We start from the raw sequence: 16,046 nt of genomic DNA, 5'->3' as shown, positions 1-16,046 counted from the left end.
GCTACGCACTCGACGAGAGCCCCGCCAGGTCATCGGGCACGTCGGTACTGGTGTACGTGGACCTTGGGTCAAGATGGACGTGCTCGGCTGTCCCGTAAGCCGAACGCTGAACGGGACACCTACGCTGGGGGCGAGTGCCACGACAAAGCGGCGAACATGCCCCACAAGACCCGCCCGCGAAAGTGTCCGGTCAAGGTGGGACTTCCGGCGACACTTGGGAGATACCCTCGTTGAAGATCGGCTACACCCGAGTGTCGACCACCCAGCAGGACCTCACAGTTCAGTTGCAAGGACTTGCGGCACTCGGCGTCGCTCAGGACCGCGGCTATGTTGACTACGGGCTCACGGGCACAACGCGCGAGCGGCCGGGTTTGCGGGAGGCCCTGGCCGCCTGTCGAGCTGGCGACACGCTCGTGGTGACCAAACTGGACCGGCTCGCCCGCTCGGTGCCGGACGCCCGCGATATCGTTGCTGAGTTGATTGCGAAGGGCACCCGCCTTCAGATCGCGGGATCCGTCCACGATCCGACCGATCCCGTGGGCCGGCTCCTGTTCAGCGTCCTGACACGCAGGGCGCCGCGGGTGCTTCGATCCATTCGGGCCGCTATGCGTCGCGCACGGTGCAGTTCGCTAAGCCGAGCACGCGGATGTCGGCATCGAGCGCGGCGAACCGAGCTCGCCGGAGCCCAGTGAGATGCCCCGCAAGGGCTCTCCTGTGCCCACGACGGCCGCGGCGCTCGTGCCCCCTCGCCCTGCTCGCGGGTGGCACGCTCCTCGTGCGGCGACGCCTGCACGCGCTGTGACGGCGCCCGCGAGCCCAGGAGGTCAGGAATCGAGAAGCGTCCGGCCGCCCGCCCCTCGTATCGTCGTGCTCACGGACGGCGAACCGGGCCGGCGTCATCGCCGGCCGGCCGGCGCCTCCCCCATCCGAGAACACACGAAGGGACGACGTCGATGGCCGACGACCGCGACACCGCAGAGCACGGATTCACCGCCGCCGAACGGGCGGCGATCAAGCAGCGCGCCGCCGAACTCCGGGAGCAGGGCGGGAAGGGGTCGGCGAAGAAGGCCCGCGAGGCACAGGCCTGCCTCGACGCGATCGCCGCGCTCGAGGGCCCGGACCGGCAGATCGCCGAGCGTCTCCACGCCGTCGTGACCGAGGAGGCCCCGCAACTCGACCCGAAGACGTGGTACGGCTTTCCGTCCTACGCCCGGGACGGGAAGGTCGTCGTGTTCTTCCAGCCGGCCGCGAAATTTGGCACGCGCTACGGCACGATCGGCTTCAACGAGGACGCCCGCCTCGACGACGGCGTGTTCTGGCCGGTGGCCTACGCCACGCTCGAGGTGACGGCGGCCGTGGAGGAGAAGCTGCGAGAACTCGTGCGCGCGGCCGCGGGCTGACGCGTTCGACCGGCGGTCTCGGGCCGGGCACCGCCGCCCTGTCCCGCCCGCGCGTTCACTCCTGCTCGCGGCGCGTTCACTCCTGCTCGCGCGTGCCCGCCCCGGCGTGGGCGCCGGTGAGAACCGCCGGATCGGTGAAGTCCATCGCCGCGACCTCCGGGTGGTGCAGGTCGAAGGCGGGGCGCTCGGAGCGGATCCGGGGCAGCCTCAGGAAGTTGTGCCGCGGGGGCGGGCACGAGGTCGCCCACTCGAGCGACATGCCGTAACCCCACGGATCGTCCATCTCGACCCGCGGCGCATGCCTATGCGTCTTGTACACGTTGTAGATGAACACGAGCGTCGACAGGCCCAGCACGAACGAGGAGATCGACGAGATCTGATTCATGATCACGAAGTCGGGTTCGGGCAGATAGTCGACCACCCGGCGCTGCATGCCCATGACTCCGAGCCAGTGCTGGATGAGGAACGTGCCCCAGAATCCCAGGAACAGCAGCCAGAAGTGGATCTTGCCGAGCCGCTCGTCGAGCATCTTGCCCGTCCACTTCGGCCACCAGAAGTAGAAGCCGGCGAACATCGCGAACACCACGGTGCCGAAGACCGTGTAGTGGAAGTGCGCGACGATGAAATACGAGTCCGTCACGTGGAAGTCGAGCGAGGGGTTCGCGATGATCACCCCGGTCATGCCGCCGAACAGGAACGTGGCCAGGAACCCCATCGACCAGATCATCGGGGTCTCGAACGTGATCTTGCCGCGCCACATCGTGCCGAGCCAGTTGAAGAACTTCACCCCGGTGGGCACGGCGATGAGCATGCTCATGATCGCGAAGAACGGCAGCAGCACCGCCCCGGTCGCGAACATGTGGTGCGCCCACACGGTCATCGACAGCGCCGAGATGGCGATCGTCGCGAACACCAGGCCCTTGTAGCCGAAGACCGGCTTGCGGGAGAACACCGGGAAGGTCTCGGAGACGATCCCGAAGAACGGCACCGCGATGATGTAGACCTCGGGGTGCCCGAAGAACCAGAAGAGGTGCTGCCACAGCATCGCTCCCCCGTTCTCGGGGGCGAACACCTGGGCCCCGAGGATCCGGTCCGCCCCGAGGCCGAACAGGGCGGAGGCGAGCACGGGGAAGGCCATGAGCGCGAGCACGGCGGTGAGCAGGATGTTCCAGGTGAAGATCGGCATCCGGAACATGGTCATGCCCGGGCCTCGCATGCACAGGATGGTCGTGATGAAGTTGACCGATCCGAGGATCGTGCCGAAGCCGGTCATCGCGAGCCCCATGACCCACAGATCCCCGCCGGCTCCGGGGGAGAACGTCGCATCCGACAGCGGCGCGTAGCCGAACCAGCCGAAGCTCGCGGCCCCGCCGGGGGTGAGGAACCCGGCGACCACCATGATCCCGCCGAGCACGTACAGCCAGTAGGCGAACATGTTCAGTCGCGGGAAGGCGACGTCGGGCGCGCCGATCTGCAGCGGCACCATGATGTTGCCGAAGCCGATGAACAGCGGGGTGGCGAACAGCAGCAGCATGATCGTGCCGTGCATCGTGAACAGCTCGTTGTACTGTCCCGGCGAGCTGACGATCTGGATGCCGGGCTCGAACAGCTCGCCGCGGATGACCATCGCCATGAGTCCGCCGAGGCAGAAGAACACGAAGGTGGTGGTGATGTACATGTAGCCGATCACCTTGTGATCGGTGCTCGTGACCCATTTGACGATCGTGCGGCCCAACGTCTGCCGCTCGGGGGCGAGCCCCGGGGTCTGCTCCACGGCCTCCTGTGTCGCCATGCTCACTGCTCCTCGGTCACCTTGCCAGCACCGCACCGTGTCGTCGCGGTCGCATCCGGTTCCGGTCTGATCCGAGGCCGCACAGCCGTCGGATCCGGGCCGTGTGTTCCATCGTCCGACCGCGGTGTCGCGTTGGGAAGGGGTGAGCCCGGATTTCTTCCGGCCGGGGCTCAGCCCGGCAGCACGCGCGCGAGCGAGTCGAGGGCCGCCACCCGGTCCTCACCGTGGGGGAAGATCGAGACCGAGGTGGCACCGGCGGCGAGGATCTCCTCGATCCGGCCGCGCACCCGTTCCGGGGTGCCGGCGAGCGCGAGGGTCTCGACCCAGCTCGCGGGCATCGCGGCCGCGAACTCCGCATCGCCGGGGTGGGCGCGGTCGAGCTCTCGCCATTCCCGCGCGAACGGCAGCGGGTCGATGTGTCTCGTCCAGTCGGGACCGCGGAGGCCGGCCACCGCGGCCCGGGCGGCGTCGACGGCGCGCGCCGAGTCGTCGTCGACGAAGCCGAGATTGTAGACGGGAAGCAGGAACCGGTCGCCGGCCGCCGCACCGATCTGCTCGCGCACCCGCGTGAGCAACTCCGGCGTCGACGGCTCGGCGAGCATGACGCCGTCCATGCTCTCGCCCGCGAGCGCGAGTGAGCGCGGACCGCGCACGCCCGCGATGATCCGCGGCACCACGCTCGGCGGCCGATCGAGGGCGACGCCGTCGAGGTGCACGTAGCGCCCGGTCACGGTCACGCGCTCGCCACGCAGCAGCGCCCGGAGCGCTTCGGCGGTCTCCCGCATGAGGGTGAGCGGGCTTGCCGGCCACGCCCCGACCTGCCGCATCCACGAGGTGACGCCGTGCCCGAGACCGATCGTGACCCGGCCCGGGAACACTCCCGCGAGAGTCGCGATCTCCATCGCGAGGAACGCGGGGTTGCGCACCCCGGCGGGCAGGATGCCGATGCCGACGTGGAGGCCGTCGCTCCAGGCGAGCGCGGCGGCCGCCTGCGCGATCCCGCCGGAGTAGCTCAGGTCCTCCACCACCCACAGCTCCCTGAAGCCGGCGGAGTCGGCGGTGGTCACGAAGTCACGGAGGCGGTCGGCGGGCAGGTCGCGGGGCGCGACGACCCCGATGGGCGCACGGTCGGAGGGAGGCATGCCCTCCACCGTGCCAGGGCCCACCCGACCGCGCACACCGTTCAGGCGGCCGCTGGACTGCCCCGTCGACCGGCCGTGACAGGGGCCGGCCCGTTCGACCGAACACGCGCGAGCCGCGCACGCTCGGGTTGCTAGCGTATTCGGATGATCATGGACGACGACGCCCCGCCTCGCGTACGCATCGGCGTCTGCGTCCTGCCCGAGCGCCCGTGGGCGCAGTCTGCGGACCTGTGGCGCCGGATCGAGGGACTCGGCGCCGACCACGCCTGGACCTACGACCATCTGGTCTGGGGCGGCCTGCCCGACTCGCCGTGGCACTCGACCATGCCGACGCTGGCCGCGGCGGCCACCGTGACCGAGCGCATGGGACTGGGCACCTTCGTGGCCTCCCCGAACTTCCGCCACCCGGCCCTGCTGGCCAAGGACGCCGTGACCCTCGACGACCTCACGGGCGGCCGGTTCCTGCTCGGTCTCGGCGCCGGCGGGGATCTCGACAGCGGCCTGCTCGGCACCCCACCCCCGCGGGCCGAGCGGACCCGCCGCTTCGCCGAGTTCACGGGCCTGCTCGACCGGCTCCTGACCGAGGACCACACCCGCCACGACGGCGAGTTCTACACGGTCACAGGCGCCCGACTACTGCCGGGCTGCGTGCAGCAGCCCCGGGTGCCGTTCCTCGTGGCCGCGAACGGGCCGCGAGGCATGCGCGTCGCGGCCACCCGCGGCGAGTCCTGGGTGACCACGGGCCCTCAGCGAGGCCCCGCACCCGGGCGAGCGGACGACGTCCACACGCAGCTCGAGCAGTGGTGGGAGGGCGTGGCGGGCCTGACCGCGCGGCTCATCGAGGTCGAGGCGGCGGTCCGCCCGCCGGGGCACGCTCCCCTGGGGCGGGTCCTCTCCCTCGATGCGGCGGGCCCGGCGGCCCTCTCGGACGCCGGCTTCGCCCGGGAGCAGGTCGCCCGGGCGGGTGAGCTCGGCTTCACCGACGTGATCGTGCACTGGCCCCGCGCCGCCGATCCCTATCGGGGCAGCGAGGCGGCGCTCGAGCAGCTCCTCGCCGGGTAGCGCCCGTCGGGCCGCCCTGTGCCGCCCGATGCCGCCCTGTGCCGCCCCATGCCCGGAGGTCTCGCCCACTGATCGAGGACGACGTCGCTCGCCGTGCGCGTGCCGGCTCACGCGGGCGGCACGCTAGCCGCGCGGCTCGACGGCGCCCTCCCGCGTGCCCGAACTCGTGGGGACCACTCGCCGCAGCGCCGCCCGAAGCGTCTCCCCCGTGCGCGGGGTGAGACGGTCCTGCTCCTCGGCGTCCAGGATCACCTGGGCTGCCTGGGCGAGTTCGGCACTCATCGCCCGCGCGTACGCGCGCAGCTCGCCGAGCGCCGTGTCCGCCGCGAGGTCGAAGCGGGCCATGAGGATCCCCTGCGCCTGGCTGACCAGTTCACGCGAGGCCAGCGCGACCTTGAGCCCGGATTCGGCATGAGCCGAGGCGAGGGCGACGGCGGCATGGCTGGCGAAGATCTTCACGACCCGGACATCGTGCGTGCCGAAGGCCCGGGGCCGGCGCGCGAACAGGTTGAGCGACGCGTATCGACGCAGTCGTGTCCGCAACGGAACACAGAGCACGCTGCCGAAGCCGAGGGCGGCGACGCCCGCCGACCACGGCGCCCAATGCGGCTCGCTGTGGGTGTCGCTGACCATGACGATGTCGCCCCGCTCGAGGAGCTCCGCACACGGTCCGCCCTGGAGTCGGAGCCGCAGGTCCTGATCGCACACGTCCCCGGCGACGGTGGTCGCGGTCACAGTCAAGCCGGTGCCGGCCATGACCGTCGCGGCCGCGTCGCATTCCGTCTCCGCCATGGCGTATTCGACGATCCGGGCCATCGTCTGCTCGACGCTCGTGCATTCGCGCAGATCGAGCGCCATGGCGGCGATGTGCAACTCGGTGCCGGCCGCCTCGTCGTCGCCGTCCTTGCGGACCAGCGGCCCCTCACTCGTCGGTGCGACATCCATCATTGCCTCCCTGCCGATCGCGGCCCTTCGGCCTCGCTTCGAACGCCATCGCGCGACTGCGGACCCGGGAGGGAGGACTCGGGAATCATCGACACCCCCACCACTTCGGCAGCGGCACTCTCGCGTTGTCGGGGTCTCGGACCAACACCTTCAGGATACCGGGCGCGGCTGCTCGAGCCAACGGGTCGCCCGGCATCCGTCTCCTCCCTGCGCGCCCACCTGCGGCGCCCTCTGCGCGCACTACTGCGAACCTCGGCGAATGTCCCTACTGTGGGGTGCTGGAGGAGTTCGTCGACGCTCGTGCGCCGACGTCGACGGTCGGGCGGAGGTGATCGAGGTGAGTCCTGACGACGCGGGCGCCCGCAGAGACTGGCATGCTCGCGCCCTCGAGCTGGTCACCGCCGAGTGCGCCCTCGGCGCCCCCGAACTGCCCACCCTGGAAGCGGTGTGCCGCGTGCTCGCGCGGGAACTGGACGCGATGGGCGTCGTGGCGAGCACGATGTCGGGCCGTGGCGACGAGGCCGTGCTCGCGACCTCCGGACCGGTCGGTGCGGCCCTCGGCGAGCTGCAGTTCACCGCGGGCCAGGGGCCCTCCTACGACGCGTTCGAGACCCACCGCCCCGCGCTGGCGCCGGATCTGGCCGCGGAGCTGTTTCGGTGGCCCGGCTACGCCACCGCCGCCGCCGACGCCGGTGTGGGCTCGGTCTTCGCGTTTCCGCTGGGTCTGGGCGCCGCGGGGCTCGGAGTGCTGACCGTCTTCGCCCGACCGGCCGGCCCGCTGAGCGATGAGCGCCTCTCCCTGGCGCTCGGATGTGCCGACCTCGCGACCGAACTCCTGCTCGCGAACCCCGAGGGCATCCTCACCGACCCGAGCGCGGCCGAGCCGGGGCCGCCGCTCGGGTACCGCTCGCACGTGTACCAGGCTCAGGGCATGGTCATGGTCCAGCTCGGCACCACCCTGGTCGATGCGCTGGCGCGCATGCGCGCCCACGCGTTCGCGACGGATCGGAGCGTCACCGAGGTGGCGGAGCAGATCATCGGCGGGCGGCTCGTTCTGGACCCGACCGACCCGTGAAGCCTACGCTGGCAGATGGAGAATGGAGTGACGCGATGATTGCCACCGACCAGGTATCGAGAATATTCGTGGAGATGGCCGACACGCTGGTCACGGATTTCGACCTCGTCGACTTCTTGTACGGCCTGGCCACGTCCGCCGTGACGGTCACCGGCGCGGACGCGGCCGGCATCCTGCTCGCCGGTCACGACGGCCACCTGCGGTTCATGGCGGCCTCGAGCGAACAGGCCACGCTGCTGGAGATCTTCCAGGCCAACAGCGAGCAGGGCCCGTGTCAGGATTCCTACCGAAGCGGCACTCCCGTGGTCAATCTGGATCTCTCCGATACGGCGAAATGGCCGGACTTCGCCCCCAAGGCGGTCGAGCTCGGCTACGAGTCGGTCCACGCCCTGCCGCTGCGCCTGCGCGACCAGCGCATCGGCGCACTCAACCTCTTCGGCGGCACCGGCATGCGGCTCGACGAGTCCGGCATCGCCATCGCGCAGGCGTTCGCCGATGTGGCCACCATCGGGATTCTGCAGGAGCGCGCCATCCGCCGCTCGGAGGTCCTGACGGAACAGCTCCACGGGGCCCTGACCAGCCGCATCATCATCGAACAGGCGAAGGGCGCCCTCGCCCAGGCGGGTCAGGTCTCCACGGACCGGGCGTTCCTGCTGTTGCGCTCGTACGCCCGCAGCCACCGGCTCCACCTGACCGAAGTCTGCGATCGGGCCGTGAACGACCGGGACATGCTCGCCGCGCTCGCTGGGCTCGCTGAGTTCACCGGGCCCACCGAACCCACCAAGCCCACCGAGCCCAGCACGCCGGCATCCACCTCGGCACCGGTGCCACCGGCCGCCCCCGGCACCGGTCACCCGGCCGGCTGAAGCCGGCGCTGCCAACGGGCCGCCCGCCGTCCGTTCGGCCCGTTGGCAGCGCACCGCCCGCGGGATACGCTGGCGCTACGCCCCAGACCCCGGCGACCAGGTTCCTCGACCTGCGGGGTGATCATGATTCCAGGCGATGCCCACGGTGCGCGCCCGCGCAGCCAGTACGTCGCGGCGTACCTGGACCTCTCGGAACGGGTCCATGCTGCGGGGCTGATGCGCCGCCGGTACGGCTTCTACTGGGCGATGATCCTGCTGTGGTCGGGCGCCACGGTGGCGATCCTCGTCGCCGTCGGCATGCTCGCGGACACGTGGTATCAGTTGCTTCTGGCCGCGCTCCTCGGGCTCGCCATGGCGCAGGTGGCCTTCCTCGGGCACGAGGCGGCCCACCAGGAGATCTTTCGCACCCGCGGCTGGAACGAATGGACGGCGCGGGTGCTCTCCGGTGTCTTCACCGGCCTGAGCTATGGCTGGTGGGTCGACAAGCACGGCCGTCATCACGCGAATCCCAACAAGGACGGATCGGATCCCGACGTGGACTCGTCGGTGCTGGCCTTCACTCCCGCGAGCACGGACCGGCGCACGGGCATCGGTGCGGCGCTCATCGAACGCCAGGGCTACTACTTCGTGCCGCTGCTGTTCCTCGAGGGATTCCACTTGCATGTGGCCTCCATCAGGACCGCCGTGGCCGGCCGCGGGGTGCGGCACCGGTGGACCGAGATCCTCTTCCTGACCGCCCGCCTCGGCGGCTACCTCGTCTTCGTGTTCCTGGCGCTGCCGCCCGGGATCGCGTTCGCCTTCGTCGGGGTACAGGTGTCGGTCTTCGGGGTCTTCCTGGGCGGTGCGTTCGCGCCGAACCACATCGGGATGCCCACCGTGCCGAAGGATGTGCGGCTCGATTTCCTGCGCCGGCAGGTACACATGTCCCGGGGAATCCGGGGCGGCCCGCTCGTCCACTTCCTCATGGGCGGCCTCGAATACCAGGTCGAGCACCACCTGTTCCCGAAGGCACCACGGCCGAACCTGCCGGCGCTGCGGGTCGCGGTGCTCGAGCACTGCGACCGGGACGGCATTCCCTACACCGAGGCGACGCTGCCCGAGGCGTACGCGACGATCATCCGCTATCTCAACCAGGTGGGGACCAGGCGGCGGGACCTGTACACATGCCCGCTCGTCCGCGAGTATCGAGGCTGACGGGGCCTCCCCGGCCGAGCGGATCGACACCACGAAGGAGGGACCCATGCTCATCTCCGTCAACCACGACACCTGCGTCGCCTCGGGCAACTGCGGCCGGATCGCGCCGGCCGTGTTCGCGAATCGCCTGGAGGACGACGGCTTCGTGCGCCTCCTCGACGAGTCGCCGCCCGAATCGGAGTGGCCGGCCGTCCGGAGAGCAGCACGATTGTGCCCGTCGGCGACCATCGGAATCGAACGCGACGGGAGCTGACGATGGGCATCGGCGCGGGAGAGGATCGATCGCCGGCACGCCCCCGCGCGACCGATCGGGGCCTGTGGGGTGATTCGCTCGGCCGAGCGGGCGCCCGGTGCGGCCAGGTCCTGCTCATCGCCGCCGTGATCACAGGCGTGGTCTGGGTCCTCCTGCAGGTGGCGGTCGTCGTGATCGCGGTGATGGTCGCGTTGATCCTCGCCTGCGCCGTTCATCCCGCGGTGCGGTGGCTGGTGCGCAGGGGCCTGCCCCGGATGCTCGCCACGGTCACCGCGTTCGTCGCGATCCTCGTCATACTCTCCGGTGTGATCACGGGGATCGTGCTGGCGGTTCGGAGCCAATGGGACGAGCTGTCCGCCTCCGCCGTCGACGGCTGGCACCGGTTGCAGGACTTCCTCATGAACGGCCCCCTCCCGATCGACACCGACTCGATCGACACCGCCCTGAGCAAACTCACCGGCCTCGCCGGCAGCGGGGCGTTCCTCGGTAGCGCGTTGAGCGGGATCGGCGCCGCGACCGGGTTCGTGACCGGGGCCGCACTCGTGGTCGTGCTGCTGTTCTTCTTCCTCAAGGACGGGCCGAGGATGTGGAGCTTCGGACTGCGCTGGTTCCGGGGAGACACGCGAGCGAAACTGGCGGAATCCGGAGACCGGACCGTGCAGGTGCTCGGCGGCTACGTGCGCGGGACCGCGATCATCGCTGCGGTCGATGCCGTGTGCATCGGCATTCCGCTCGCCCTGCTCGGAGTGCCGCTGGCGCTGCCGCTCGCGGTCATCGTGTTCATGGGCGGCTTCCTGCCCATCGTCGGGGCCACGGTGGCCGGGACCCTGGCGGCCCTCGTCGCACTCGTGACCAACGGCCTCGTCGTCGCGCTCGTCGTGGTGGCGATCATCATCGTGGTCCAGCAGCTCGAGGGGGACCTGCTCCAACCCGTCGTCATGGGCCGCACCCTCCGCCTGCACGCCATCGTCGTGCTGCTCGCCCTCGCCATCGGGGCCATCGTCGGCGGGATCTTCGGCGCCCTCCTCGCCGTCCCGTTCACGGCCGTGGGCTGGTCCGTCGTGCAGGTGTGGACCGACGCCTACCAGGCCGGCCCCGACCCGGTCCTCGGCGAGGATCCACTCTCGCCCGGGAGCCAGGCGGCATCGAGGGCGAGCATCTCCCAACGCATCAAGTACCGCAGGATGCGCACCCAGGGCGGCCGCGACCCGCGGGCCACACCGGCGGGACGGTCCGGCGCCGACTCCCCGGATCCGGACGGGCGGAATCCGGACGGGCGGCTTCCCGACGGGCAGAGTCCGGACGGCCCGGACGGCGATCCCCCCGGACACCCCGATGAGTGACCACGAGCCGGATCCCCTCAAGCGCGCGCGGGACACCCTCGATCGTGAGCTCGACGAGCTCACCTCCGAGCTGCGCATGATCATCCCGGGCGTGACCGTGCTGCTCGCCTTCCTCCTCTCGATCCCGTTCACCTCGGTGTTCTCGAAGCTCACCCCGCTGCAGGCGGACGTCTACTTCATCGCGTTCCTCTCGACCGCCCTGGCCGTCGTGTTCCTCATGGGCGAGGCCGCCTACCACCAGCTCCGAGGCAAGCCGTACAGCAAGGGACGACTGCTCCAGACGGCCATCCGGCAGATGGTCACCGCCTTGATCCTGCTCGGCGTCTCCCTGAGCGCCGTGGTGTTCCTGGTCACCGACATGCTCTTCGGCACGATGACGGCGGCACTCATCGGCGCGGGGATCGCGGCGCTCATCGCGGCGATGTGGTTCGTGCTCCCGCTGCTTCGACGGCTGCGCGCGGACGACTGACCTCCCGCCCCGGCCGAAGCCCGGTGGCCCGCGCGGATTCACGGCACGGGCTCATTCGCGCGCCGAACCGTCGTCCGGCGGCGCGATCTCGCCGACCAGCTCGCTCTGGATCTGCTCGAGGGACTTGTCCTTGGTCTCGGGAACCTTCCAGACGAAGAACAGGAACGCCAGGATCCCCAGGCCGCCGAAGAGGAAGAACGTCCCCTGGGTGGTGATGACCGAGACGAGCGTGAGGAACGTGCCCGCGACGAGGAAGTTGGCGCCCCAGTTGAAGATGGTGGCCACCGACATCGCCTTGCTGCGGATCCCGAGCGGGTAGATCTCGGAGATCATGAGCCAGAACACGGGGCCGAGCCCGACCGCGAAGGAGGCGATGTAGACGAGCAGCGCGACGAGCGCCAGGTAGCTCGCGCCCGCCTGCAGTCCGGGGGAGGCGAAGAAGATCCCGAGGAAGATGATCGAGAGGGTCAGCCCGACGGTGCCGATGAGCAGCAGCCGGCGCCGCCCCACCCGGTCGAGCAGGAGCACGGCGACGATCGTGAACACCACGTTGGTCACGCCCACGAACACGGTCTGCACGATGGAGGCGCTGTTGGTCAGGCCCGTCTTCGACAGGATCGTCGGCGCGTAGTAGATGACCGTGTTGATGCCGACGAACTGCTGGAACACGGCGAGCCCGATCCCGACCCACAGCAGCGGGCGGATATTGGCGTGGAGCAGGTCCCGCAGGCTCGTCGACTCCTCCTTGCGCTTCGCGGTCTTGATGTCCTCGATCTCCCGGTCGATGTCCGCCTCGGGGTCGCGGCCCCGCAGCCTCGTCAGGACCTCTCGCGCCTCGTCCTCGCGTCCCTGCTGCATGAGCCACCGCGGGGTGTGCGGCACCGTGAGCATCCCGATCACGAGCGCCGCCCCCGGGATCGCCCCCATGGCCAGCATCCACCGCCAGCCTCCCTCGACCGACGAGAACGCGAAGTTGACGAGGTAGGCCAGCAGGATCCCGATGGTGATGAGGAGCTGGTTGAACGAGACGAGGCCGCCACGCACCCGCGGCGGAGAGACCTCCGCGATGTACAGCGGCGCCACGAACGAGGCGGTGCCCACCGACAGCCCGAGCACGAACCGGAACCCGATGAGCATCGGGATGGAGACCGCGAACGCGCAGCCGAGCGCGCCCACGATATACACGGCCCCGGAGACGACCTTGGTCCACTTGCGGCTGATCTTGTCGGCGAGCCAGCCGGACAGCGCCGCGCCGAGGACCGCGCCGAGGAGCAGCACCGACACGATCCACTCCTGCGCGAGCGAGCCCGCCGACAGGTCCTTCTTGAGGTAGAGCAGCGCCCCCGAGATCACGCCGGTGTCGAAGCCGAACAGCAGCCCGCCGATCGCCGCGATGATCGAGATCCGGACCAGCAGTCCATTCCCGCTGGCTCGAATGCCGCCGATGAAGCTCGTCATGATCCCGGCCATCCCATCGCTGTCGCCTGTGGCTCGTCGCCTTCGGATGTCGAGTCGGCCCCCGCAGGACCGGCTATTTCAGGATGCTCCCAGCCGTCGACGCAGACAAGGGCCCCGGCGACTCCGGCCGGCCGAGATCCTATGCCGTGGGGAGCACGACGAACGCGCCGGCGCCGGCGCCCGGGTCGAGCTCGTGCACCTCGAGCCGGTCGACCCGGGCTCCGGCCGGCCCCCGCCGCATCCAGGCGAGCACCGCGGCCACGTTCAGCTCGGTGCCCTCGAGTTCGGCCTCGACCCGGCCGTCGGGGCAGTTGCGCACCCAGCCCGAGAGCCGGGCAGCGGTCGCCACCGACCGCACCCCGAACCGGAAGCCCACCCCTTGCACGAGTCCGGAGGCCCACACGTGAACACGCCGCATCCGGTCATCGTCGCGCGTTTCGGCAGCGCTCGCCACCGCCGCGAGGTCGCGACCTCCTCAGGCGTCGGGGTCGTCGTCCCCCAGGACGGCCGCCATGGCCGCGAGCAGCCCACTCGCCACGACGCCCCGCAACGGCTCGGGGACGGTCGCGACACCCTCCTCGTCCAGCTCGATCAGTCCGACCTCGGCGAGCTGGCCGAGGACGCTCCCGGCGAGCGGGCCGAGCAGGTCGACCAGTTCTCTCTGCCGGGCGATCCCGCTGTATTCCCCCGGCGCGACGGCCGCGGTGATCCGGTCCATGAGCATGAGCAGGAGGGGCAGCCCGAAGCCGAACTTCGACTCCTCCGCGGCGCGCATGAGGAGGTTCGCGAGGAAGACCGCGACGAACGTCTCCGCGTCGCTCGGCATGGACCCGTCCGCTTCGACGATCCCGGGACCGGCGCCGGGGCGCACCCGCGTGGCCGTGAGCTCGATGTACTCCATGAACTCGAGCGTGCGCCACCAGGTGTCGAGCACCGGGAGATCCTTGATCGACTGCACCTGGAGCGTCGCCGGTGCGGGCTCCGGCTCCTCGAGGTTCAGGTCGAGCTGTCCCTCGGGCGCCGGACGCTTCGTCACCCCGACGGCGTCGATGCCGATCATCGCGGCCACGGGGGCGATGTCGACCCGCCGCAACCCACCGGTGCCCGTGATCGGCCGGGGCCGGGCGAGCCAGGCGAGCAGGTCGCTCACCCCGGCGACGATCCGGAGCCGGCCGACGGCGGCCCGGCGGGCCTCGGGATCCGCCGCCGTCGCGCGCTCGATCACGCCCACGAGAATCTCCAAGCGGGGGTCGTCCTCGCCGGTCTCCTCGTCGATCAGGGCGCAGGCCTCGCCCCAGGCGGCCTCCGCGGTGCCGGTGGCCGCCTGGAAGTGCACATAGTCGTGGAGCACGGCGAGGAGGAAGTCGCCGTGCTCCTCGTCTTCCGTCTCACGCATCGCCTCGATCAGCCTCGGCATGTGCCCCGGGTTCTCCAGGTCGAGGCCGGCCGCGGCCGCGAACTCCTCGAGGGCCTCGACCCACTCGGCGTCGTCGATGTCGTCGAGTTCCTCGGCCTCGAGCCAGGCGACGAAGCGCCGGCTCAGATCGCTTCGCCCGGCCTGCCAGGCGGCGTCGTCTCCGAATGCCCTCCCCGACGGTGAGGTGCGGGACGCGCCCCAGGCGAGGCGCAGGAGCCGCTCGCCCGCCGTGGGCACGTCCTCCCCCGCGCTCTCGGCGCTCGCCAGGATCGTCGCCGCCGCGGCGAGCACGCTCGCGTGCATGACGAACTCGCCGCCGTGGCGGGCGATCAGCTCCCGCAGCGAGTCATACGCCCCGCCCCGGCGGGCGGCCTCGATGAGATGTGCGGCGGTGCTGCGGGCGGGGCCGCGCCACTTCGGCACGGGCACCTGGCGCAGCGCCTCGAACTCGGGGGACGTGTACCACGCGTCGAGGAGCCCGAGACTGGCTCCGATCACGTGCGCGGCGGCGGGCCGGCCCGGAGCGGGGTCCGGCCCGATGGCGCCGAGGATCGCCTCCGCCGCCCGGGGGCGCTTGTGCGTGACGACCTGAGCGAACTCCACCAGCAGAGCTCCCACCTGCTCCTGCGGCGTCCCGACCGGGGTGAACAGCTCGAGGTTGTGCCGCTCGGTCGCCCGCTCGAGCGCGGCGTTGAGGGCCTCGAGATCCGTGTCCGGATCCTCGAGGTCGACCCCCTCGGCGGCGAGCAGCGGCGCGAGCTCCGCCAAGGTCTCGGCGGCCAGGCCCGGCCTGTGCACGACGCCCGCCTTCGCCATCGCCGCCTGAACCTCGGGATCATCGAATGGGCTGCTCATCGCACCAGGGTACGGCGACGGTATCGGCGGACCAAGGCGAGGGCGAGACGGCGGCGCTCGCGAGCCGTAGGCTGAACAAGGCCGCGTCCATCATCACCTCTGGAGGGTTTCCATGTTCGTTCGACGAGTGGCGCAGGCGGCGCTCGGGCTCCCGTTCGTCTACCTCGGCTACCAGGCCGCGAAGGAGCCGGGCGGGCGCGTCGCCGCCGCGGCCGAACTCGGGATTCCCGAGCCGGAGCTCATGGTCCGGGTCAACGGCGCGGCCATGGCCGTGGGCGGCGCGGCGCTCGCCCTGAACGTGCTGCCCCGTTGGGCCGCGGCCGGGCTCATCGCCTCCCTCGTGCCCACGACGCTCGCCGGGCACGCCTACTGGGAGCACGACGACGCCGGCGCCCGGGGCCTGCAGCGCGTCCAGTTCCTCAAGAACCTCGGCCTGGCGGGCGGACTGCTCGGGATCGTCGCCCGCCGCTGACGCGCGGGGCGGCACCGGTCGGCACCCGTCGAGCCCGATTCGATACGGAGGAGCCGGGCGGTCGCATCGGCGCGGATGCCACATCCCGGGTGTGAGTCGTGGACGTGTCGCTGATGGGTTTGTGCTGGTCAGCCTCTACTCTGATTGTGGATGGCATAATCAGCATTGGAGGGTGCGTGATGGACAAGGACTACTCGACGATGGCGGTGGGCGAGCTCGAGGAGCTGCGTTCGCTGGTGCTGGACCGTATGGCCGCGGTTCCGCAGTTCCGGCGTGGGTCGTTGCAGGTGGGCTATCGCAAGT

Annotated in this window: 16 protein-coding genes; 10 read left to right on the top strand and 6 right to left on the bottom strand. The window is 70.7% G+C overall.

The window, feature by feature from the left end; translation table 11 throughout:
* Window positions 1-230: 230 nt before the first annotated feature.
* On the top strand, window positions 231-692 hold the full coding sequence (locus tag GCG21_RS15590) for a recombinase family protein (protein ID WP_152910596.1): 462 nt from the start codon (window positions 231-233) through the stop codon (window positions 690-692).
* Between the two features lie 261 nt (window positions 693-953).
* Window positions 954-1,400 carry an iron chaperone gene (locus tag GCG21_RS15585; protein ID WP_152910595.1) on the top strand — a complete coding sequence of 149 codons (447 nt, stop codon included), beginning with the start codon at window positions 954-956 and terminating at the stop codon, window positions 1,398-1,400.
* A 76-nt stretch (window positions 1,401-1,476) separates the two neighbouring features.
* On the opposite strand, the gene ctaD is transcribed toward GCG21_RS15585, so the two are convergent.
* Both ctaD and GCG21_RS15575 read right to left on the bottom strand, forming a co-directional pair.
* Window positions 1,477-3,192 (bottom strand): cytochrome c oxidase subunit I, encoded by a 1,716-nt coding sequence (gene ctaD / locus GCG21_RS15580; protein WP_152910594.1) that lies wholly within the window; start codon window positions 3,190-3,192, stop codon window positions 1,477-1,479.
* A 170-nt stretch (window positions 3,193-3,362) separates the two neighbouring features.
* Window positions 3,363-4,334 (bottom strand): LLM class flavin-dependent oxidoreductase, encoded by a 972-nt coding sequence (locus GCG21_RS15575; protein WP_152910593.1) that lies wholly within the window; start codon window positions 4,332-4,334, stop codon window positions 3,363-3,365.
* Window positions 4,335-4,478: 144 nt separating this feature from the next.
* On the opposite strand from GCG21_RS15575, the gene GCG21_RS15570 reads away from it, so the two are divergent.
* The gene (locus GCG21_RS15570; protein ID WP_227993992.1) at window positions 4,479-5,396 is read left to right on the top strand and encodes an LLM class flavin-dependent oxidoreductase; all 918 of its coding nucleotides are present in this window, start codon (window positions 4,479-4,481) and stop codon (window positions 5,394-5,396) included.
* Window positions 5,397-5,519: 123 nt separating this feature from the next.
* Here GCG21_RS15570 and GCG21_RS15565 read toward each other — a convergent pair whose 3' ends face one another.
* On the bottom strand, window positions 5,520-6,341 hold the full coding sequence (locus GCG21_RS15565) for a GAF and ANTAR domain-containing protein (RefSeq protein WP_194165138.1): 822 nt from the start codon (window positions 6,339-6,341) through the stop codon (window positions 5,520-5,522).
* Window positions 6,342-6,678: 337 nt separating this feature from the next.
* Between GCG21_RS15565 and GCG21_RS15560 the strand changes: the two genes are divergently transcribed.
* The 6 genes from GCG21_RS15560 to GCG21_RS15535 all read left to right on the top strand — a co-directional run bounded on the left by GCG21_RS15560 (window position 6,679) and on the right by GCG21_RS15535 (window position 11,541).
* Window positions 6,679-7,416, top strand: a complete 738-nt coding sequence (locus GCG21_RS15560; RefSeq protein WP_152910591.1) for a GAF and ANTAR domain-containing protein — start codon at window positions 6,679-6,681, stop codon at window positions 7,414-7,416.
* A gap of 35 nt (window positions 7,417-7,451) precedes the next feature.
* On the top strand, window positions 7,452-8,282 hold the full coding sequence (locus GCG21_RS15555; protein ID WP_152910590.1) for a GAF and ANTAR domain-containing protein: 831 nt from the start codon (window positions 7,452-7,454) through the stop codon (window positions 8,280-8,282).
* Between the two features lie 123 nt (window positions 8,283-8,405).
* Complete coding sequence (locus GCG21_RS15550; RefSeq protein ID WP_152910611.1) at window positions 8,406-9,476, top strand: acyl-CoA desaturase; 1,071 nt, start codon at window positions 8,406-8,408, stop codon at window positions 9,474-9,476.
* Between the two features lie 46 nt (window positions 9,477-9,522).
* Window positions 9,523-9,729 carry a ferredoxin gene (locus tag GCG21_RS15545; RefSeq protein ID WP_152910589.1) on the top strand — a complete coding sequence of 69 codons (207 nt, stop codon included), beginning with the start codon at window positions 9,523-9,525 and terminating at the stop codon, window positions 9,727-9,729.
* Between the two features lie 2 nt (window positions 9,730-9,731).
* The gene (locus GCG21_RS15540; RefSeq protein WP_152910588.1) at window positions 9,732-11,072 is read left to right on the top strand and encodes an AI-2E family transporter; all 1,341 of its coding nucleotides are present in this window, start codon (window positions 9,732-9,734) and stop codon (window positions 11,070-11,072) included.
* Window positions 11,065-11,541 carry a DUF6328 family protein gene (locus GCG21_RS15535; RefSeq protein ID WP_152910587.1) on the top strand — a complete coding sequence of 159 codons (477 nt, stop codon included), beginning with the start codon at window positions 11,065-11,067 and terminating at the stop codon, window positions 11,539-11,541. The genes GCG21_RS15540 and GCG21_RS15535 overlap by 8 nt, the downstream gene beginning before the upstream one ends.
* Before the next feature lie 51 nt (window positions 11,542-11,592).
* Here the strand turns inward: GCG21_RS15535 and GCG21_RS15530 are convergent, their stop codons facing one another.
* From GCG21_RS15530 to GCG21_RS15520, 3 genes are all read right to left on the bottom strand, one after another.
* Complete coding sequence (locus GCG21_RS15530; RefSeq protein WP_152910586.1) at window positions 11,593-12,999, bottom strand: sugar porter family MFS transporter; 1,407 nt, start codon at window positions 12,997-12,999, stop codon at window positions 11,593-11,595.
* A gap of 139 nt (window positions 13,000-13,138) precedes the next feature.
* On the bottom strand, window positions 13,139-13,417 hold the full coding sequence (locus GCG21_RS15525) for an acylphosphatase (RefSeq protein ID WP_152910585.1): 279 nt from the start codon (window positions 13,415-13,417) through the stop codon (window positions 13,139-13,141).
* A 57-nt stretch (window positions 13,418-13,474) separates the two neighbouring features.
* Complete coding sequence (locus GCG21_RS15520; protein WP_152910584.1) at window positions 13,475-15,271, bottom strand: hypothetical protein; 1,797 nt, start codon at window positions 15,269-15,271, stop codon at window positions 13,475-13,477.
* A 112-nt stretch (window positions 15,272-15,383) separates the two neighbouring features.
* Here GCG21_RS15520 and GCG21_RS15515 point away from each other — a divergent pair, with 112 nt between their 5' ends.
* Entirely contained in the window at window positions 15,384-15,743 is a 360-nt protein-coding gene (locus tag GCG21_RS15515) for a DoxX family membrane protein (RefSeq protein WP_152910583.1), read from the top strand.
* Window positions 15,744-16,046: the final 303 nt, after the last annotated feature.

This window comes from Pseudactinotalea sp. HY160, from assembly GCF_009372055.1.
Classification (GTDB): Bacteria; Actinomycetota; Actinomycetes; order Actinomycetales; family Beutenbergiaceae; genus HY158.
The sequence above is the reverse complement of the archived record's forward strand: the minus strand, read 5'-3'. Positions and strand labels throughout refer to the sequence as shown.